Annotated in this window: 18 protein-coding genes; all 18 read right to left on the bottom strand. The window is 60.0% G+C overall.

Annotation, left to right across the window (positions count from 1 at the left end; translation table 11 throughout):
• Positions 1-753 (bottom strand): flagellar biosynthetic protein FliR, encoded by a 753-nt coding sequence (gene fliR, locus FHT70_RS15625; protein WP_085776976.1) that lies wholly within the window; start codon positions 751-753, stop codon positions 1-3.
• Positions 750-2,837 carry a flagellar biosynthesis protein FlhA gene (flhA, locus tag FHT70_RS15620; protein WP_085776975.1) on the bottom strand — a complete coding sequence of 696 codons (2,088 nt, stop codon included), beginning with the start codon at positions 2,835-2,837 and terminating at the stop codon, positions 750-752. The genes fliR and flhA overlap by 4 nt, the downstream gene beginning before the upstream one ends.
• A gap of 89 nt (positions 2,838-2,926) precedes the next feature.
• Positions 2,927-3,193 carry a flagellar biosynthesis protein FliQ gene (fliQ, locus tag FHT70_RS15615; protein WP_011424049.1) on the bottom strand — a complete coding sequence of 89 codons (267 nt, stop codon included), beginning with the start codon at positions 3,191-3,193 and terminating at the stop codon, positions 2,927-2,929.
• Positions 3,194-3,284: 91 nt separating this feature from the next.
• Positions 3,285-3,710 carry a flagellar hook assembly protein FlgD gene (gene flgD / locus FHT70_RS15610; RefSeq protein ID WP_085776974.1) on the bottom strand — a complete coding sequence of 142 codons (426 nt, stop codon included), beginning with the start codon at positions 3,708-3,710 and terminating at the stop codon, positions 3,285-3,287.
• Positions 3,701-4,150, bottom strand: coding sequence for a flagellar biosynthesis repressor FlbT (flbT, locus tag FHT70_RS15605; RefSeq protein WP_012482697.1), 450 nt, complete (start codon positions 4,148-4,150; stop codon positions 3,701-3,703). Before flbT ends, flgD begins: the two co-directional genes overlap by 10 nt.
• The gene (gene flaF, locus FHT70_RS15600; RefSeq protein WP_064800698.1) at positions 4,147-4,494 is read right to left on the bottom strand and encodes a flagellar biosynthesis regulator FlaF; all 348 of its coding nucleotides are present in this window, start codon (positions 4,492-4,494) and stop codon (positions 4,147-4,149) included. Before flaF ends, flbT begins: the two co-directional genes overlap by 4 nt.
• A 31-nt stretch (positions 4,495-4,525) precedes the next feature.
• The gene (locus FHT70_RS15595; protein ID WP_097600338.1) at positions 4,526-5,578 is read right to left on the bottom strand and encodes a flagellar hook-associated family protein; all 1,053 of its coding nucleotides are present in this window, start codon (positions 5,576-5,578) and stop codon (positions 4,526-4,528) included.
• 3 nt (positions 5,579-5,581) lie between these two features.
• Positions 5,582-7,069, bottom strand: a complete 1,488-nt coding sequence (flgK, locus tag FHT70_RS15590) for a flagellar hook-associated protein FlgK (protein ID WP_085776972.1) — start codon at positions 7,067-7,069, stop codon at positions 5,582-5,584.
• A 19-nt stretch (positions 7,070-7,088) separates the two neighbouring features.
• The gene (locus tag FHT70_RS15585) at positions 7,089-8,393 is read right to left on the bottom strand and encodes a flagellar hook protein FlgE (protein ID WP_085858094.1); all 1,305 of its coding nucleotides are present in this window, start codon (positions 8,391-8,393) and stop codon (positions 7,089-7,091) included.
• A 126-nt stretch (positions 8,394-8,519) separates the two neighbouring features.
• On the bottom strand, positions 8,520-9,191 hold the full coding sequence (locus tag FHT70_RS15580) for a winged helix-turn-helix domain-containing protein (RefSeq protein ID WP_064709879.1): 672 nt from the start codon (positions 9,189-9,191) through the stop codon (positions 8,520-8,522).
• Between the two features lie 280 nt (positions 9,192-9,471).
• Positions 9,472-10,056 (bottom strand): lytic transglycosylase domain-containing protein, encoded by a 585-nt coding sequence (locus FHT70_RS15575; protein WP_183702693.1) that lies wholly within the window; start codon positions 10,054-10,056, stop codon positions 9,472-9,474.
• Entirely contained in the window at positions 9,977-11,419 is a 1,443-nt protein-coding gene (locus FHT70_RS15570; RefSeq protein WP_183702690.1) for a flagellar hook-length control protein FliK, read from the bottom strand. Before FHT70_RS15570 ends, FHT70_RS15575 begins: the two co-directional genes overlap by 80 nt.
• Positions 11,416-12,711 (bottom strand): chemotaxis protein MotC, encoded by a 1,296-nt coding sequence (gene motC, locus FHT70_RS15565; protein WP_183702687.1) that lies wholly within the window; start codon positions 12,709-12,711, stop codon positions 11,416-11,418. Before motC ends, FHT70_RS15570 begins: the two co-directional genes overlap by 4 nt.
• Positions 12,712-12,721: 10 nt before the next feature.
• Entirely contained in the window at positions 12,722-14,050 is a 1,329-nt protein-coding gene (locus FHT70_RS15560; protein WP_183702684.1) for a MotB family protein, read from the bottom strand.
• Positions 14,047-14,676, bottom strand: a complete 630-nt coding sequence (locus FHT70_RS15555; RefSeq protein WP_183702681.1) for a hypothetical protein — start codon at positions 14,674-14,676, stop codon at positions 14,047-14,049. Before FHT70_RS15555 ends, FHT70_RS15560 begins: the two co-directional genes overlap by 4 nt.
• A gap of 202 nt (positions 14,677-14,878) precedes the next feature.
• Positions 14,879-15,841 carry a flagellin gene (locus tag FHT70_RS15550; RefSeq protein WP_097600373.1) on the bottom strand — a complete coding sequence of 321 codons (963 nt, stop codon included), beginning with the start codon at positions 15,839-15,841 and terminating at the stop codon, positions 14,879-14,881.
• 299 nt (positions 15,842-16,140) lie between these two features.
• A complete protein-coding gene (locus tag FHT70_RS15545) occupies positions 16,141-17,052 on the bottom strand; it encodes a flagellin (RefSeq protein ID WP_085776964.1) in 912 nt (303 codons plus the stop codon).
• A 245-nt stretch (positions 17,053-17,297) separates the two neighbouring features.
• Positions 17,298-18,206: a flagellin gene (locus FHT70_RS15540; RefSeq protein ID WP_085776963.1), complete on the bottom strand. Its 909-nt coding sequence runs from the start codon at positions 18,204-18,206 to the stop codon at positions 17,298-17,300.
• Positions 18,207-18,312 lie beyond the last annotated feature (106 nt).

Below are 18,312 nucleotides of genomic sequence, written 5' to 3'. Positions count from 1 at the left end.
TCATCGCCCGATATAGATCGAACTGAAGGCTTGGCCGAACTGGCTGACCAGCGCCGCAATCGAGATGTAAAGAAGGAAGAGCCCGCCCATCAGGAGATAGGGCGTGGAAATGAAATAGACCGGGATCTGCGGCGCCAGCTTGTTGATGAAGCCGATCGAGACGTTGAAGATCATGCCGTAGATCAGAAAGGGGCTCGACAGCCGCAGCATGATGTAGGTCGTCTGCTCGAGCGTGTCGGTGAAGGAGATCAGCGTCGCGCGCATCTGCACCAGGCCGCCGAAAGGCATGGTCGTGTAGGAATCGATCAGGGCGCGGAAGACGATGTGGTGGAAATCCATGATGAAGAGAATCATGATGCCGGCAAAGGTGATGAAGGCGGAAAGGCTGGTCTCGGGAGTGTCTTCGATGACATCGGCCGAACCCGGCTGGGTATAGCCGACCATCATGGCGAGGATCGTCGCAGCGAATTGCATGCCGAGCGTATAGAGTCTGGCCAGCATGCCGTACATCACGCCGATCAGTGATTCGCTGAAGATCAGGCCGATATAGGTCGCGGATCCCGTATGAACGGCGGGATAAACGGTATCCCAGAGCAGCGGCATGACGGCGATCGACAGCGCGAGAGCAATGAAGACGCGCAGCTGCTCAGGCACGCGCGCCGAGGAAAAACCCGGAAGAACCAGCACACAGCCGCCGATCCGGCAGAAAACCAGAAACAGCGCAAGAACCGTCCCTTGCGGGTCTGTTATCATGAAATCGAGCCCAAAATCTTTATCTCGATGCCCTTGGCCAATTCGACATGCGACAGGACCGGGAGCGTGGCGAACAGCCGTTCGATGATCATGCGCACATAGGATCGTGTTTCCGGCGACGTGACAAGGGCGAATGGCAGGCCGCGATCCATGAACTCACGGATAACTTTGCTGGCCTGCTCGCTGAACTCCTCCAGGCTGCGCGGATCGATGTCGAATTCGATCACCTCGCCCTTGGCATCGCGCTTCAGCGCCTGGTGGAAGGCGAGATCCCATTTGCTGCCGAGGCGCAAGACACGCAAGACGCCATTATCGGCGAGATCGCCGCAGAGCTGCTGGGCCATGCGGATGCGGACATGCTCGACGATCTGCTCGGTCTTCCTGACATGCGGGGCAAGCTCGGCCACCGCTTCGAGAATGAGATGCAGGTTGCGGATCGAAACGCGCTCGGCAAGCAGGAGCTTGAGCACCGCCTGCAGGCCGGAATAGGACATGTGCGACGAGCAGATCTCATCGGCAAGCTTCTTGTATTCCGGATCGAGGCGGTCGATCAGCACCTTGACGTCCTTGTAGGATAGAAGTTGCGGCAGGTTGTTGCGGATGACCTCGCTCATGTGCGTGAGCACGACGGAGACGTTGTCGATCGGCTGGAAGCCTTCGCGTTTCAGATCGTCGGCGAAGTTTTCGAGGATCGAGACAGCCGGCATGCCGAAAGCGGGTTCGCGGATTTCGTCGCCGGGAATGCTCGGCTTGCGACCGGCGCCGGTGACGACCAGGACTTCACCTACGCGCAGCAGGTTGGATGCGACCGTCGTGCCATGGATGCGGATCTGATAGGACTTCTCGGGAATGGCGATGTCGTCCGTGACCTTGATTTCCGGCACGACGAAACCGTATTGAGTGGCGAACTTCTTGCGCATCTTGCCGACGCGGAACGCCAGCTCCTGGTGAGCGCCGAGCAGGCGGGTCGACACCATCTTGCCGAGCGCGAGCTCGATCTCGGAGGTGCGGAGCACCGACTTGACCGAATCCTTCTCCAGCTCCTTGCTTTGGACGACCTTCTTTTCCTCCTGTTCGCGGCGAAGCTTGTTTTCAGCCTCGACCTGCCGCGGAATGAACCAGGCGCCGAAGGCGAGAAGACCGCCGAGAACGGTGAAGGGAATGGTCGGCAGGCCCGGCATCAGGCCGAGAACGAACATCAAGACGGCCGAGACGGAGAGCGCGCGGGGATAGCCGCTCAGCTGGTTGACGACAGCCTGGTCCGTGGAGCCGGTCGTACCGCCGCGTGACACGAGAAGGCCGGCTGCGAGCGAAACGATGAGGGCCGGCATCTGCGAGACGAGGCCGTCGCCGACGGAGAGCTTGACGAAGACGTCGGCCGCTTCGCCAATCGGCATGCCGTGACGGAAATAGCCGATGATGATGCCGCCGAAGACGTTGATCGCGGTGATGATGAGGCCGGCGACGGCATCGCCGCGCACGAATTTCGACGCACCATCCATCGCCCCGAAGAAGGAGCTCTCCTCTTCGAGCTCTCTGCGCCGGCGCTGGGCTTCCTTTTCATCGATGATGCCGGCCGAGAGATCGGCGTCGATCGACATCTGCTTACCGGGGATGGCGTCCAGGGTGAAACGCGCGCCGACTTCGGCGATACGCGTGGCGCCCTTGGTGATGACGATGAAGTTGATGGTGATGAGGATCAGGAAGACGATCAGACCGATGACGAAGTCGCCGGACATGACGAGACTGGCGAAACCGGCAATGACGCCGCCGGCCGCATCGTGGCCTTCATTGCCGTGGGACAGGATGACGCGGGTCGTCGCGATGTTCAGCGCCAATCGTGTCATCGTTGCGATCAGCAGAATGGTCGGAAAAGACGAGAAATCGAGCGGCTTCTGAATCCATAGCGCGACCATCAGGATCAGCACCGAGAAAGCAATCGAGAAGGCCAGCCCCATATCGATCAGGAACGGCGGGATCGGCAGGAAGAGAATGCAGATGATGCCGATGATGCCGAGGGCAAAACCGATATCGCGCAGGCTCGGGGCGACTTTCGGAAGGGGGAGTGCAGGTGGTTGCGCCATGACGATTCCGTCTCTTCATGAGAGGAGGCGGACATGAGTCCGCCCAATTCGGATCGAGAATTAAATGGCGAAGCTTGCGCGAAGGTGGCTCAGAAACCCGACTGAATGCGCGAAAAGACCAGATTGGTGAAAATGGAGATCTGCGAGCCGACGAAGGGGGCGGTGATTCCGACCACGACCAGCACCGCGACAATCTTCGGCACGAAGGTCAGTGTCGCTTCCTGCACCTGGGTCAGCGCCTGGATCAAGGCGATGACGAGACCCACCACCATCGCAGCGAGAACCGCCGGACCGGAGGCAATCAGGACCGTCCAGATTGCGGCCTGGAACAGATCCAATGCATCAGCTTCATTCATCTGAAGGCAACCTCATATCGCCCCGAAGCAGCCCCGTTATGACAGGGCTGCGATTGATCGGCATTGTCAGGCGCGCTGACACCCCTTTGCGTCAGGAGCTGCTGCTCGGCGCCTCGTCGGCGACAGTGATTCCCGCCTGCACGAGTATCTTATCGCCATCCGTGGTCGTCGCAATGATGCCGTCGGAATAAACCTTGACGGAATCGATGACGCCTTTGACGGTGCCGTCGGCGCTTTCCATATATTTGCCGACATAGCTGCTGGCCTGGGTCAGGCTTGAGCTTGCCAGGAGCGTATCCAGCTTGGTGTTGGTCTGGATCGTCTGCTCGACCTGCGAGAAGGTGGCAAGCTGAGCGACCTGTTCGCTTGCATCCATCGGATCGGTCGGATCCTGGTTCTTCATCTGCGCGATGAGCAGCTGAAGGAAGTTGTCGTAGTTCAGCGTCGCCTTGCTCTGAGTTGAGCTCGAGCTCGTCGTGGTCGAACTCGTCACGCTTGACGTTGCGTCTACCGCCATGGTGCGATCTCCCTGCGAATTTGCTCGACCATCGTCGGGGGCAGTTCGTGATTGTTGAGGATATTGTCTTCGATCGCGTAGAGACCGCGGATCGCCTTCAAGGCGTCGAAGGCGCGGCCGGTCGACACAAGCGCATCGATCCGCTTCAACTCAGCGAGGATCTCTTCGTTCTTGAAGCAGGTGAGCAGCATGGTGATCGACTTGCGGAACATCGCCGTCGAGTGATCCTTGCCCTCGGGATTGATGAGGATCATCTGCGCGATGAAATAGAGCTGGCGCAGGGGCGTCGTTGCGCCTTCCGGCTGGAGGACGTGATTCTCGAGAAGGAACGTCACATCGTTCAGGAATTCCAGCGCGACCTTGCGGTCGACACGCAGGACGGCGCCGTTGATGAAGATTCTTTCTCCGGCCTTCAGAGAAATGCGAAGTGTACTTTTCATTTAAGTCCATCCCTGATGATGGTGGTAACGTCGATGATGCCCTGGTAGTTATTAGACAGACGTTTTCTGATCCTGTCGCATTCCTTCAATATCCAGATCGCAATCGAGATGAGGTTGGCCCTGAGCTGGATATCCAGCTGGTTTTCCGGATGTTTCAGATCCTCGATAAAGCTGATCCAAACCCGGCGCGTATAAAACAGGGCTTCGATGGCTTCCCGACCGTATTTTTCCTTGTCGCGCGCCAACGCCAGCAGTTCTATGGACCGGTCAAGAACCTGCCATTCCCGCTCTTTCGCGTCGGCCACCGAGTCCTGCATGACTTCGGCATATGAGAACTGATACATTCATGCATCCTTCTGTGCGCGCCTTTGATCATCAAAGGTAGTTTACGAGACTCAACTGCTGGATCTTCGAGACGATCGTGTAAGCGGTTTCAAGCTGCGTTTCCAAAGTCTTGACGAGGGTCGAGGCTTCGTAGGGATCGACGCCCTGGAGATCGACCAGCTTGTTCTTGATGATGTTCGACTGAGCGTCGAGAGCGTCATTGGACTTCTTGACGCGCTCCTGGGAGAGGCCAAGCTGACTTGCCTGCGTCACGAGGCCGCTTGTGGCTTTGGCCGTGTAGCTGATGGCCTGCTTGGACACCGTCGTCATTGCATCGGTGCTGAGGTTCTGGCCGAGCAGGGCGGTGGTCATGACCGAAGCAAGCGCCAAATAGCGCATGCCTTCGGAATTGGCATTGGTTGAAGATTCGATCACTTCCGAGTTGCTGATGCGGCTCGTCATGTTCTGGCTCGACGCCTGCGACCAGCCGGTCCCTGCAGCCGTCCAGTTCGCTTCGCTGAACATCGGCTCGACCGTCGACGTGATGAAGGTCTCCATTTCAGCGCCGGTGAGGTCGCTGACCGCTTTCGGCGGAACGAGACCGGCCGCATAAGTGTTGAGCGCAGTGACGATGGCGGCGCTCGTGGCCGTCGTCTTGTCGGTCAGCGGCTGCACGTCCGTGTTGATGCCGGAGAACAGATATTCCCCGTTCACCATGGTGTTGGCCGTATCCATCATGGTCGAAAGTGCGCTGGTGGCCGACTGAATGGCGACGGTTATGCTGCCCGGATCATGGCTACCCTGCAGCGCCGTCAGTTTCGAAACGAGGCCATCGCCGACGTCCTTCATCTTGGAAAGACCGAGCTGCGAGGATTCCATGCGTGCGCTGACAAGCGAATTGCTTGATTTGATTGAATCGATTCTGTCGGTCTCGCGGGTGAAATCTACGCTTCTGGCTGCATTGCCGCCGAGCGAGACGCCGATATCCGCATAGACCCCCGTGGTCGCTTCCATCGTCGCCTTCGTCATCTGGTTCTGCGCCTGACGGATCGTCAACCGCATTGCATTCTGAATGGCTGAACTTGAAATAAATGAGCTCTTCATGGCTTAACTCGCAATATCCAGCAATGACTTCAGCATTTCGTCTACGGCGTTCAGAATCTTGGTCGCCGCTTTGTAGGACTGCTCGATATCAAGGAGCAGCGTCAGCTCCTCGTCGAGGTTGACGCCGGTCTCATTGGAATAGGCTTCGTCGGAGCGCGACAGTGCCGCCGAAGTGTTTTCGGCCGCCGTCGTCGCGTTGCTGCGGTACTGCTCGAGCCAGCCGAGGGAATTCGTGGCATATTCCATGATGCTGACGTTGGAATCGATGCCCGTCGTGGCGTCGAAGCCGACCGGCGCTCCAGCTGCCGGGTCGAAATCCATGTCGGATGTCATCGCCGTATAAAGGCGGTCGAGTTCAGCCGTATAACCGCTGACGCCTGACGTGTTCAGGACGACGCCGGCGGCGTTGACGCCACCATCGCGCAGACGCATCGGATCGCCGCCCTGCGAGGTGATTACGCGGGTGCTGACCGTGATGGTAGACGCCATCCCAGCGACCGCGGTGGCGCCAGTATCGACCGTGCCGCCACTCCAGGTGAAAAGGCCTGGCACATAGGCCGGCGGCCCTGCCGTGTTCTGCTCCTTGAAGAGCGAGACGAGGCCACGGGCGATTTCGTCGAGCTGCTTCTGGAAGTTGGGGGCAATCTCGTCGCGAATCTGCAGGAGCGACTGGAGGCTTCCCTGCCCCGTCGTCGTCGAACCTTTGCCGAGCGGCAGCGCAACACCGTCGATATAGACAGAATTGCCGATCGTGGTGGCGGTATAGATATCCTGGGACTTGAACGTCACCTTGCGCGGGATCGTCTCGAAGAGGATCGTTCCGTCCGGCGTGCTCAGCACCATGTCGTTGTTGTCGCGCGTCGTCGCACTGACGCCGACGATTTGCGAAATCTGCTTCAGAACTTTCTCGCGTTCATCGAGAGCGCCGGATGCATCCGTACCGGAGGCAGTGGCGGTCTTGACCGCATTGTTAGCCTTCTCGAACTGGCCGAGGAGCGTATTCAGCGTATCGACGGCGGTGGTGATTTCCTTGTCGGCGTTGGCGCGAACGTCCTGAACGGACTGCGAGGCATTGTTCAACGAGTTGGCGACATCCTGGGCGGCGGTGATGGCCCCCTGTGCGGCGACGGTGCTGCCCGGCGAGGTTCTGAAAGCCTGCAGTTTCTGTTGGAAAACACCGAGATAAGTCGACGGCGAGGTTTCGTAGTCGTTGCCACCCATGATCGATTTGAGATCTTCGAGGCCGCCCAGCAGGGTCTGCTGAGCGCTGTCCTGAGAGGATGTCTTCAGATACTGGCGCAGCAGGGCGTCTTCCTGTGCCCGGTTGATCTGGACGACCTGCGCGCCATTCAGGGACGTGGTGAGCATCGCCTGCCGGCGCACATAATCTTTATTGCCCGCATTCGAGATATTGTTCGATACGACACTGCTCTGCGTGCCGGTATTGTTGAATATGTTCTGCGCGGTATTAAGTGCGGACGTGAGCGACATGGCTTACCCGTTACCCTACTTATCTCTTGAGGTTGACGAGGACGTCCATGATGTCGGACCCCGTCTGGAACACTTTCGAATTGGCGGTGTAGCTGCGCTGCGCTTCGATCATCTCGGTCAGTTCGCCGGCAAGATCGACGTTCGAACCTTCCAGAGCGCCTGACTTGATCGTGCCGAGGCCGTTGGTCTGAGGGAAGCCGGTGACGGTGACGCCCGACTGGCCATTGGCACTGTAGACGTTGCCGCTCATCAGCGTCAGCTTGTCCGGGCTTGCGACATTGGCGAGCGGAATACGATAAAGCGGCTTGGTACTGCCGTCTTCGTATTTGGCGTAGACGATGCCATCGCCATCGATCGTGACATCCTTGACCGGGCTCGCCGCCTGGCCGTTCGGTGTACCGGTGCCGGCAAAGGCGGCGCCCAGCTGCGTGAAGCCGGAGAGATCCATGTTGATCGATAGAGCATTCGTCGTATCGGCAATGGTGAGGGCGCCGCCCGTCAGCATCTTGCCGTTGCGGTCGAATGTGAGGTTTCCGGAGGCGACAACGGCGCCGGCGCCGCCGGTGTAAGGGAAGGAGGTCGTACCGCCCGTCGCCGCATCGGCGTTGCGGAAGACCGCGACCTCCCAAGTGCTCGCCGTACCGGTTGCCGGCGGCGGTGTCACGACCGAGGTCTTGGTGAAGTAGAAGTCGTACATCACCTTGTTGCCGAGATGGTCGTAGGCGACCATCGAAAACTTCTTGGTGTCGGCGGTCGTGGTGGCGGCGTTCGCGCTCGGCAGCGTCGCCGGAGCGACCGGAGCGATATTGGCGCCGGAATCGAGATTGCCCTTGAAGACACCCGATGTCGAGGCGATCGCGGTCAGCCCCTCCTGATTGACGTTGACGGGAACGAGGCCGTCGAAGCCGTTGACTACGACGGCGGGAGCGCCGGAGTCGTAGGAATAACCCATCAGCTGGAAGCCGGCGGCATTGACGAGATTGCCTTCATCGTCCTTCTGGAAGTCGCCGGCGCGGGTCAGAACCGGGGTGCCGTCGGGACCCTGGACGATGAAGAAGCCGTCGCCCGAAATCGCAAGATCGGTGGTGGAGGTCGTGTAAGAAATATCACCCTGGTCGGAGACGGCCTGGCGCACGGAGGTCTGAACGCCGCCGGAATTGTAGTTGCCGCCCGAGGAGGGAAGAACCAACGAGGAGAAGCTCGTCGATACGGCCTTGTAACCGGTGGTGTTCACGTTGGCGATGTTGTCGGAGACGGTGCTGAGGCGGTTGGCCTGCGCGTTCATGCCCGACACTGCCGTCTTCATGCTGCCGAAAATGCTCATCTGAAAACCTCGTTTTACCTGTTAAACTCGAGAGTATTTGTCGGGCCTTGCGTGAAGCTGTCTGTCATGGCGAGCAGCAAGGCCAATATCGAGGTTCAGCCGGGGGCCGCCACCCGGCCGGAAAAATCAGGCCCAATCGATGCAGTAGCCGAGGAAGCGCTTGGAATCGACCGGATCGACGCCGAGCTTCTTGCGCAGCTTCTTGCGCAGCTTCGAGATGTGGCTTTCGACGACGTTCTCCTCGACCTCTTCATCGAAGATGCCGTAGATGGCGTTGAAGATCTGGGTCTTGGTGACCCGGCGACCGCGGTTGGCGATCAAATATTCGAGGATGCGGCGCTCGCGCCGGGGAAGCGCAAAGACCTCGCCGTTGATTTCGGGGTCACGGCCATCCGAGAAGACGCGGATGCCACCGATATCGGTGTAGTTGGCGATCGCCTTCAGCCGGCGCCGGATCGCGGCCGCTCTGGCAAGAATTTCGCGCGGATGGACCGGTTTGCGCACCACGTCGTCGACGCCGCAATCGAAAAGCGCAAGGGTGTTTTCAAGCGAGGGCTGGTCGCTGACCGCGATCACCGGCGCCATCGAACGGTCCCGGATGGCCCGGGGCAATTCGAAGCTGCGCTGGCCCTGACCGATCAGGAAGGCCTCGACCGCCGCAATATCCGAATCGGCGGCAGTCTGCACCCACTCGCCGAATTCCGATGGATCAAAGCCGGTGGAGGGAATGCCCTCCCGGCCAAACAGGGATGTGTATCCGTCTTTTACGAGCTCACGCTCATCAACCACTACGATCATTCGTCCGCCTCCGAATCAGTGTGGCACTTCGATGATCTATGGGTACGAATCGCACGAATCGGCGACAACTCGTTAAAGTGAATGGCGGAAATTAATAATTGATTAAGACCTGCGTGGCGATTTGATCTACATCTAGTGGCTACGCCTGGATATCCACACAAAAGTTTCGTGGAAAAGTTAACGCTCGGTTAATTGTGACTTGCGTACCGATTTGGCGCCGGATTCCTGCCACATTGCGACACAGTTCGGTCACAATTTGGCAATTCTCTCTTTGGTTGAATTAATTCTGGCAGAAGTTACTCGCATTGGGAGTCCACTTGCCATAGCCGGTCGCCACCAAATTGGCGATAACGCGGCAGACATAATGCTTCTGCGCGGGATTGTTATTCGGACCCGCGTGGTATCTTGCTACCGCCATCGTCCAGGTCTCATGACGGTCATGCAGGTTGCGGAGAAACTTCGCCGCATATTCCACATTGCGATGCGGATCGAACATATCTTCGGCGGAGGGGAAATTCTCGCCGTGATAATAGTGATTGATCTGCATGCATCCGATGTCGATGAGCTTCGCCCCGCTTCTGCGGGCCACATCGAACTGCCTCATCGCATCCTGTTCCGAGGGCGGGAAAATCGCCTTGCCTTCGACGTTCATGGCATAGGGATAGAGTGAGCCCCTGCGGCCGGTCTCCGTCAGGCCGACCGAATAAAGGATGCCTTCCGGGATACCGTATTTGACCGCAGCCGACTGGATTTCGCGTTCGCAGGCACCGGTGGAAGCGGCTGCCTCAGAGGTAAACGCCGCCAGCGCCGCTGCTGCGAGCACCGCCAGCAGCGACGTCTTCGATACCGGTCTCGCCTGCGCCATTGAAGCCTCCATTCGTCCGCTGCGCCATCTGATTGTGGCGCTCGCGCGCCTCGCCGCCCTGCCCTTGCTGAGGCAGCGACTGCTGCTGGGAGGCCTGCCCCTGGCTGCCGGCCTGGTTGCCGGCGTCGGATCGCTCGACGGGGGCCATGCTGATGGTGACGTTGTCGACCGCATAGCCCTGGCTGCGCAGCGCTTCGAGAATCTTGCCGTGATCTTCCTTCAGCTGCCGGTAGGCGGCGCCGGTTTCGACCTTCAGGTCGACGTTCAGGGCGTCGCCGGCCAGGCGCATGGTCGCCGTCACCAGGCCGAGATCGATCGGGTTCATCTGGATCTTCAGCGTATTGACCACCTTGCCGGTGCTCGTCCATTCCGCCGCGTTGGAGAGCGCCGAACTCGGCTGCATGGCGCGCGCCCATTCGGAATCACCGGAGAGAGCGGCGGTGACCGCAGCGGAATTGGTATTCTGCGCCAGGCCGATATAGCGGCGCGATTCGAGGACCGAGACATTCTCGACATCGGTCTTCTTCGCACCGTCCTTGGACCCGGCCTGTTCCGCGCCGAGGTGAACGTCCATCGAAACGCCGCGGCCATCGGCGCGGCTGATCCGGAACGTCCGGCCGTCGGCGGCTTCGGTATTCTCGGCGCCGGGAACCTTGATATCATCAGACTTGACGCTTTCGACATTGCCGCTGACAACCCCCAGGGCGTCGGATGCGTGCCCGCTCGTTTTGGCGACGATACCGGCGGCCGACTTCTCGGCAGATCCGGCCTCGCCGGTCTTGGTAACGGCTTGATGGGCGGCTGCGGCGGCCGGCAAAGCGACCGTGCCATCAGCGGGCTCCTGCTGCAGCAGGCCGAGCACATCGGAAACGCCGCCGTCCTCGGCCTCACCGTCCGTATCCGCATCTGTTTTCGAGACGTCCGTCTTGACGCGCTTGACGCCTTTGGCCACCTGCGCGGCCTCGTCGGCGGACTGATCCTTGGGATCGGGCTTGCCGACGCCTGCCGGCAATTTGAGCCCATCCTTCGCCGGCTTTGCGGCGACCTTTTCGGCATTGGCGACCGTTTCTGGCTGCACCTCGGCCTGTGCCTTCAGTGCGGCGTCGCTGAGATCGATCAGCGGTCTGGCGCCGTTGCGGCTGCGGATCGTCCGCGCCACCTTCCCCGGATCGCCATTGGCGACACTCTGATCCGGCTGTGCATCGTCCGGCGCGCCGTCGACGGCGCTGCCGCCTGTCTCAGCAAGCACATGGGAGAAGCCGCCCTGCTGACCGGCGGCATCCCCCTTTGCAGCCTTTGCAGATTTCGCGGCCGCAGCCGCCTCCGCACCAGAGGCTCCGCCCGAGACGCTCAAGTCCATCATTGTTCGTTGCCTTCCTGCGCCAGAAGACCATCGATCTCGTCGAGCTTGGATCGGCTGGTCGTCACAAATGCGTTGAATGAGGTGTCGGTATCCTGGCTCTGGCCAGTCGATGCCACACCTCCTGGAACAGGCTCGGGAGGCGCGCCTGGCGTCCCCGGTTGCGTGGCTATCGCCGCAGCCTTTTCAGAAGTGATTTCTTGATGAGAAGTGTTAGGATTCGATGCTTGCGTCAAGCTTGCCGGATCCGGCGCACGCAGGATCTGCTCGGCGACGGACCGCGCCGCCGCCTGCAGGGCCTGATCCCGCGGCGAGAGCGTTTCGCCGTCGATGCCGCTGACATTCTTTGCCGCCTGGTCGATATCCTCCGTGGGAAGGCCGGCCATGCCGCCATAAAAATCGGCGAGCGGGCCGAAAGCGTTGTCGGTGCCCGCGCCAAGGAACTGCACATGTTCGACCGCCATGCGCGCCAGCTCGGGCTTGCCCGCTATCGCGGCAGCGCGGGCGATGCGCAGATAGACCTCGCGCTGGCGCGGGGCATCCATGAATGAGAGGATATCGACGACATCCTGCGGTTTGACGTCGTGATCATGGGCGACGACGAGCTTGACGAAAAGATCGGCGAACTGACTGGCATAGGGCGAATGCAGGAAGCGCCTGGCATAACGCTGCGAATAGGCGAGCCCCTTGTCGAGCATTCGCTTGTCGACGCAGATGGCGAGGGAACGGCGCAAGGCTGCCTCCTCGACGATCGTGCCCGGCGCGGCAAGGCGTGCCTGGTCGTAGAGATCAAGCGCATCTGTCGGTTTCGTGGCGATCAGCACGTTGCCGCCGATCAGCGCCAGGTATGGACCGATCTTCTTGTCGCGATATTCCCTGGCGGTTTCCTCCAGCGTCTTGGCGACGAGCAGCCCCTTGCCGGTCAGATATTTGCGCAGCACATCGGTGACGCGGTTATCGAAATAACCGTCGACGTCATGGGCGATCAGATATTCGAGCGTCTGGGGATTGCCGCCGCTCATTGTATAGATCAGCGCCGCATCGACATTGCGGTCATCATCGAAAATCTTTGTATCGGCGGTTCGCAGCCGCTCGTCGATGGTGCCCAGCATGAAGCGCTGCATTTCGCCGGCCGAATGATCACCGGCGACGACGGAATCCTGCACGAACTGCAGCGACCGCAGCATCTTGTAGGGCGCAAGATCGTCCGGATCCTGCGCTTTGCCTGCGGCAGGCGAAAGCATCGCCAGGCCGAGGGCCATAAATCCGACGTAGCGATGCTGCCGACGCGCCATCCGACTATCCCTATTCCGCCTGCACCAGGATCTCGATCCGGCGGTTGGCCGCATTGAACGGGTCGGCGGGGAGCTTCAGCCGACGGTCGGCGAAACCGGAGACCTGGGAAACGCGCGTCTCGTCCAGTCCGCCGCGCACGAGCATGTAATAGGCGCTCTGGGCGCGATCCATCGAAAGCCGCCAGTTCTCGTTCTGCCCGCCCTTGTATTGGCGCCCGTCGGTGTGGCCGCGGATGGCGACTGCGCCACCCCTCTCCTTCAGGATCGTCCCGATCTTTTCCATGGCGAGCACCATCTCCTGGCGCGGAACAGCCGAACCGATATTGAACATCGAATCATCGTTCTGGTCAGAGATGCTGACCAGCAGGCCGCCTTCGGCCGCCGTCACTGTCAGGCCTTCCGCGAGCTTGCCGGCAACACCGCCGATCTGTTGGGAGATCTGCGCTTGAAGCTGTTCAGCTTCCTTCTTCTGCTGCTCGGGCTCAGCCGCGCTCTGGTCGGCTTCCTTCTGATGCTCGGCGTCCTTCCGAGCTTCCGCCTTCTTCTGCTCGACCGCTTTGCCCTCCGTCACCTTGCCGTCCTTGGCCTCTGCGGCGCCCTTCATTTCCTTGGCTTCCTTAGCAGGGGCTTCCTTTGCGGACTTCTGGTCGGTCGCCAAAGGCACCGGCTTCATATCCTCGGCCTTGGCGATCTCCGTGGTCTCGCTCTCGGTCGGCTGCTCCTCGCTCTTGCCGGGCGGCAAGGGTTTTCCGGCCGTTGTCACCTCGACCTGCTTCGTCCAGAAATCCGGATCGAAGGGATCGCGATAGGCTTGCCCGCCATCGGCGCCGGTGGCAGGGCCGGAATCGGCCGCGCCGCCATCGCCCTTGGCGCTGACATTGGCCTGCTGGCCGACCTCCTGGGCGATCTCGGCGAGAACCGAATAGGGATTCTCGAAGAAATCGGCCTCGGAATAATTGGTCTGGTCGCCTGAGGTCGATGTCTGGTCGTCACCATCGGCGGCGGACTTACCCTCGGTCGGATTATCTTCCTTCTGTTTCGACTTTTCCTTCTTCTCCTCGCCCTCGGCGTGGTCGACAGGCTTCTTCAGGCCTTTCTCGGTCGGCTTTTCGTCGGCAAGCTTGATCGGATTGAAATAGGTCGCAACCGCGGCCTTGGTCTCCTCGTTGGCGGCGTTGACCAGCCACATGACCAGGAAGAATGCCATCATCGCCGTCATGAAGTCGGCATAGGCAATTTTCCACGCACCGCCATGGGCACCATCGTGATCACCGCCGCCATGCCGCTTGACGATAATGATCTCGTTTCTGCCGTGGTGATGGTTTTCGCCGTCGCTCATTCGAGAACTTTCTTCAAGCTGGCCGCCCAGGCGGACATACGGGTAACGATGACGGACTCACCGATTTCGACGGCTAGATCGACATCTTCGGCCTCGATGTGCCGAACCGCCGTGGCATGTTCGCCGAGCTCGGCTTTCAATATGTCGAAAAGGCCGGTCGGCCCTCTGACGACGATTGGTCCGGCCGCACCTTCGAGAATTGCTTCACGCAGCAAAGCGGCGAGACTTTCGGCAGCCTTGGCCGCAAGCGCTTCCGTCACGACGGGCGCAATGGCGATCGCCGCGCCGGCGCTGACGAGCTGAGCGACTTCTTCGGCGATATCGCGGACGCGGGATGCAATGACCGCGGCCGCCTCCACTTCGTAGCGAATCTTCAGTTCCTCGAGCGCGCGCGTATGGGCCTCGGCCAGAGCGCGCGCCTCGCTTTCGTATTTCTCGGTCAAATCAGCGGTCGCCGCCGCATGGCCTTGCGCATAGGCCTCGCGCCGCTCCGCCTCAATGTCGACCGGAGGTTCGCTCGGCGTCTCCGGAAAACCATCTCCGGCCAAATCGTCGATATCGATGATCGGCGCTGACGGCTTCGGTTCGCCGAAGTCCTTCAAATACCGAGAAAGCGAAATGCTCATAGAAACCATCCAGCATCCGGGAGACGTGCGGCTTGCCCGCCCCCGTTCAAAATGACCTTGCGCGCGACATGTCCTTCGCAGCGAACAAGGGCTTGACCTTGCGCCGGCACGATTTTCGGACGATGCCTTCATGCCGGAAACTAGGAAGTCAAACTTGCGCGAGGATGAATGGCGCCGCCGCCATTGGTGATCGCGCCCAGCTCTACTCCAGCAGAATGAGGATCTTGCTTGCCGCCGTGTTGAGGATCGAGATCGCTTCGACTGCCATCTGCTTCTGAGTTTCGATCGCCTTCTGGCGGATCGAGGCCTCATCCATATCGGTATCGACCAGCGCGCCGACGCTCTTGTCGATCGAATCCGACAGATCGGCCGCGTAGTCGATCTGGTCGTCAATACGCGTCTTCATCACACCGATGGAGGCGGCCGTCGTCGTCAGCGAGGAGAACAGGGAGTCGGTCACATCGAGCATGTCGACGAGCTGGGCGTCGGTGGTGTTCTTGTCGATCACGATCTCGCTGCCCGTCGCCGGCGTGGTCGACCCGGCGTCCAGCAGGTAATAGTTCCGCGGTCCCGTGCCGCTGTTGTTGATCGCCTGGGCATCAATCGCCTTGGTGAACAGGCCGCCGCTCGCATTGTTCTTGTCGATGAGGATGGTCTGCGACGAAGGGAAGTCGATGGTCTGGGCCTGGTATTCGCCCGTCGAGGCGCGCACGAAACCTGAAATGACCGACCATGTCGGTGGCGCTGCCTTGTCACTGTTCAGCAACCAGTTCTCGCCTGCAAACGACGTCGACCCGACAACGGTCTTCAGCTGCTCCTTATATTCGCTGATCTCGGCATTGATCTTGTCCTTATCGGTGCCGGGCTCTCTTGCCGCAACCAGCTTGGCGCGGATCTGGCTGACGAGATCGATCGCCGAATTCATTGCCGTGTAGGTCGCATCCACCTTGGCAGCCCCGAGACCGAGCGCATCGCCGATCGTGCCGAGATTGGTGCTATCCGAGCGCATGACAGTGGCGACCGACCAGTAGGAGGCATCGTCTGCGGCCGTCTCGATCCGATAGCCCGAAGACACTTGCTGCTGGGTCTGACTGGCTTCTTTGTTGATGCTGCGCAGCACCGCAAGTGCATTCACCGCGGCCGCGCTGGTAATCTTAACGGTCATCGACAGGGTCTCGGAATAAGATGAAAGGGCAGGCCGGATTGCCGGCGGCGACTGAAGTGGCCTCATGCCTCCGGCGAAATTTCACCGGCGCGTCGCAAAAGCAAATCAACTCAAGGCGAAGTTAACTCGATATCAACTTGTTGGGCAAGAGCGGCGCCAAGAGCGCGACAAGCGGATTATCTCGTACGTTAAGCTATTGATATAAAACAAAGAACCGCGCCGTTTCGGGCGCGGTCCGGAAGGTTTCCTGCTTGCGGCCGATCGGCGGCGCAAGATTCGATCCAGCTTCAGCGGCTGATTTAGCTGCGGAACAGCGTGAGGATGTTCTGCGCGCTGGAGTTGGCGATCGACAGCGACTGGATCGCCAGCTGCTGCTGGGTTTGCAACGCCGTCAGCTTGCTCGATTCCTCTTCCATGTCGGCATCGACGAGGCGGCCGACGCCCGAGTCGATCGAATCGCTGAGCGCTCCGACGAAGTTCTCCTGCAATTCGATACGGGTCGAAATCGAACCGAGCTGCGATGCAGCCTTGGTCATCGCTTCGAGGCCGGCCTCAATCGAGGTCAGGGCCATGGAGATCTCAGCCGAACCGAAGGTGCTGATGTCCATAGAGTAGATCGAACCGATCGTGCCGTAGGATGTGCCGATGATGCCGGAAGTTGTCTCGATCGTACCGGTCGAGGTCATGCCGAAGAGAACGTTGCCCGTGGAGCTCGTGTCCAGGACGTAGTCGGTCGTCTTGACCGAGACATTGCCGTTACCGTCGCGGACAAAGGTCGACACGACGCTCTTGGTGCCATCGGCGCCGGCGACCCAGTTTTCACCGGAGAAGGAAGCCGACTGTGCGATGCTCAGAAGCTGCTGCTGCAGCTGACCGATTTCCTCCTGGACCTTGGTCTTGTCGACGCCCTTTTCGGTTGCGGCAACGATCTTCGCCTTGATCTCGCTGATGACGTCGATGGCGCTGTCCATGGCGGAGTAGGCGGTGTCGACCTTGGCGGCGCCGAGGCCAAGAGCGTCGGACACGGCCGAAAGCGCCTTGTTGTCCGAACGCATGGTCGTTGCGATCGACCAGTAAGCGGCATTGTCGGCAGCCTTTTCAACACGATAACCCGACGAGACGTGGTTCTGCGTGTCTTCGAGGCTGTCGTTGATTCCGCGGAGTGTCTGAAGTGCGGCCATTGCCGCGACGTTCGTCAAAATGCTGGTCATGAAATGATTGCCCCTTGTTGGCATCTGGGAAAAAGGGACATTCCGGAATGTTACCGGGAACGGGGATCAGCCTCATGCCTGTTAACCGGTTTTTAATGTCGGTTAACCCGCCGTCTCGTTGAGCTGAGAAGACAACATTATGGTTAATCAATCGTTAACGGAAATAAGAAAGCCGCGCTTCATCGAAGCGCGGCTCGAGCAGAGGTGCCCGCCGGAGACCGGCGGGCCATATTTTCTGGCGTTTATTAGCCGCGGAAGAGCGACAGGATGGTCTGCGAAGAGGAGTTCGCAATCGACAGGGACTGGACGGCGAGCTGCTGCTGGGTCTGCAGGGCGCTGAGTTTGGAGGACTCTTCTTCCATGTCGGCGTCGACGAGACGGCCGATACCGGAGTCGATCGAGTCGCTGAGAGCCGATACGAAGTTCTCCTGAAGCTCGATGCGCTTAGAGATCGAGCCGAGAGCAGCACCGGCGCTGGTCATGGACTTCAGAGCCGACTCAACGTTGGTCAGAGCCGTTTGGATCTGGCCGAGGGTGAAGTTGGTGATGTCCATCGCGTAGACGGAACCGGTTGCGCCGTTCGAAGTACCGAGGATACCCGTGGAGGTTTCAACCGCGCCGGCGCTCATGCCGAACAGGACGTTGCCCGTGGAGCTGTTGTCGAGAACATAGTCGGTCATCACGACCGAAACGGCGTTGGAGCCGTCGCGGACGAAGGAGGCAACGACGTTCTTCGTGCCGTTAGCGCCGGCAACCCAGTTTTCACCGGAGAAGGAAGCCGACTGAGCGACGCTCAGGAGCTGCTGCTGCAGCTGGCTGATTTCTTCCTGGACCTTGGCCTTGTCGACGCCGTTTTCAGTCGCGGCAACCAGCTTGGCCTTGATGTCGCCGACGACGTCGATGGCGCTGTCCATGGCGGAGTAAGCCGTGTCGACCTTGGCAGCGCCGAGGCCGAGAGCGTCGGAAACAGCCGACAGTGCCTTGTTGTCCGAACGCATGGTCGTTGCGATCGACCAGTAGGCAGCGTTGTCGGCAGCCTTGCCGACACGATAGCCGGACGAAACATGAGCCTGGGTGGTCTGGAGACCCTGGTTGACCCCGCGCAGAGTCTGAAGGGCTGCCATTGCAGCGTTATTGGTGTTGATGCTCGTCATAGTAAGTTTGCCCCTTATTGGCAGATCTTAAAAAAGGGACATTCCGGATTTTCGTCCGGCCCACAGCGATCAGCATCATGCCTGTTAACCATTCTCGTTAGGGTTA

It is taken from the genome of Rhizobium sp. BK049, assembly GCF_014193135.1.
In the GTDB taxonomy this organism is placed as follows: Bacteria; Pseudomonadota; Alphaproteobacteria; order Rhizobiales; family Rhizobiaceae; genus Rhizobium.
The sequence above is the reverse complement of the archived record's forward strand: the minus strand, read 5'-3'. Positions and strand labels throughout refer to the sequence as shown.

What these genes read in the sequence shown, in the direction of transcription:
- flgD (WP_085776974.1), bottom strand. Translation starts at nt 3,710, where the DNA reads ATGGCGGTAGACGCAACGTCAAGCGTGACGAGTTCGACCACGACGAGC.
- FHT70_RS15595 (WP_097600338.1), bottom strand. Translation starts at nt 5,578, where the DNA reads ATGAAGAGCTCATTTATTTCAAGTTCAGCCATTCAGAATGCAATGCGG.
- flhA (WP_085776975.1), bottom strand. Translation starts at nt 2,837, where the DNA reads ATGGCGCAACCACCTGCACTCCCCCTTCCGAAAGTCGCCCCGAGCCTG.
- flaF (WP_064800698.1), bottom strand. Translation starts at nt 4,494, where the DNA reads ATGTATCAGTTCTCATATGCCGAAGTCATGCAGGACTCGGTGGCCGAC.
- FHT70_RS15540 (WP_085776963.1), bottom strand. Translation starts at nt 18,206, where the DNA reads ATGACGAGCATCAACACCAATAACGCTGCAATGGCAGCCCTTCAGACT.
- FHT70_RS15575 (WP_183702693.1), bottom strand. Translation starts at nt 10,056, where the DNA reads ATGGCGCAGGCGAGACCGGTATCGAAGACGTCGCTGCTGGCGGTGCTC.
- FHT70_RS15580 (WP_064709879.1), bottom strand. Translation starts at nt 9,191, where the DNA reads ATGATCGTAGTGGTTGATGAGCGTGAGCTCGTAAAAGACGGATACACA.
- motC (WP_183702687.1), bottom strand. Translation starts at nt 12,711, where the DNA reads ATGGCGCGTCGGCAGCATCGCTACGTCGGATTTATGGCCCTCGGCCTG.
- FHT70_RS15545 (WP_085776964.1), bottom strand. Translation starts at nt 17,052, where the DNA reads ATGACCAGCATTTTGACGAACGTCGCGGCAATGGCCGCACTTCAGACA.
- FHT70_RS15570 (WP_183702690.1), bottom strand. Translation starts at nt 11,419, where the DNA reads ATGATGGACTTGAGCGTCTCGGGCGGAGCCTCTGGTGCGGAGGCGGCT.
- FHT70_RS15550 (WP_097600373.1), bottom strand. Translation starts at nt 15,841, where the DNA reads ATGACCGTTAAGATTACCAGCGCGGCCGCGGTGAATGCACTTGCGGTG.
- fliR (WP_085776976.1), bottom strand. Translation starts at nt 753, where the DNA reads ATGATAACAGACCCGCAAGGGACGGTTCTTGCGCTGTTTCTGGTTTTC.
- fliQ (WP_011424049.1), bottom strand. Translation starts at nt 3,193, where the DNA reads ATGAATGAAGCTGATGCATTGGATCTGTTCCAGGCCGCAATCTGGACG.
- flgK (WP_085776972.1), bottom strand. Translation starts at nt 7,069, where the DNA reads ATGTCGCTCACGTCCGCACTTAATACCGCGCAGAACATATTCAACAAT.
- FHT70_RS15555 (WP_183702681.1), bottom strand. Translation starts at nt 14,676, where the DNA reads ATGAGCATTTCGCTTTCTCGGTATTTGAAGGACTTCGGCGAACCGAAG.
- FHT70_RS15560 (WP_183702684.1), bottom strand. Translation starts at nt 14,050, where the DNA reads ATGAGCGACGGCGAAAACCATCACCACGGCAGAAACGAGATCATTATC.
- flbT (WP_012482697.1), bottom strand. Translation starts at nt 4,150, where the DNA reads ATGAAAAGTACACTTCGCATTTCTCTGAAGGCCGGAGAAAGAATCTTC.
- FHT70_RS15585 (WP_085858094.1), bottom strand. Translation starts at nt 8,393, where the DNA reads ATGAGCATTTTCGGCAGCATGAAGACGGCAGTGTCGGGCATGAACGCG.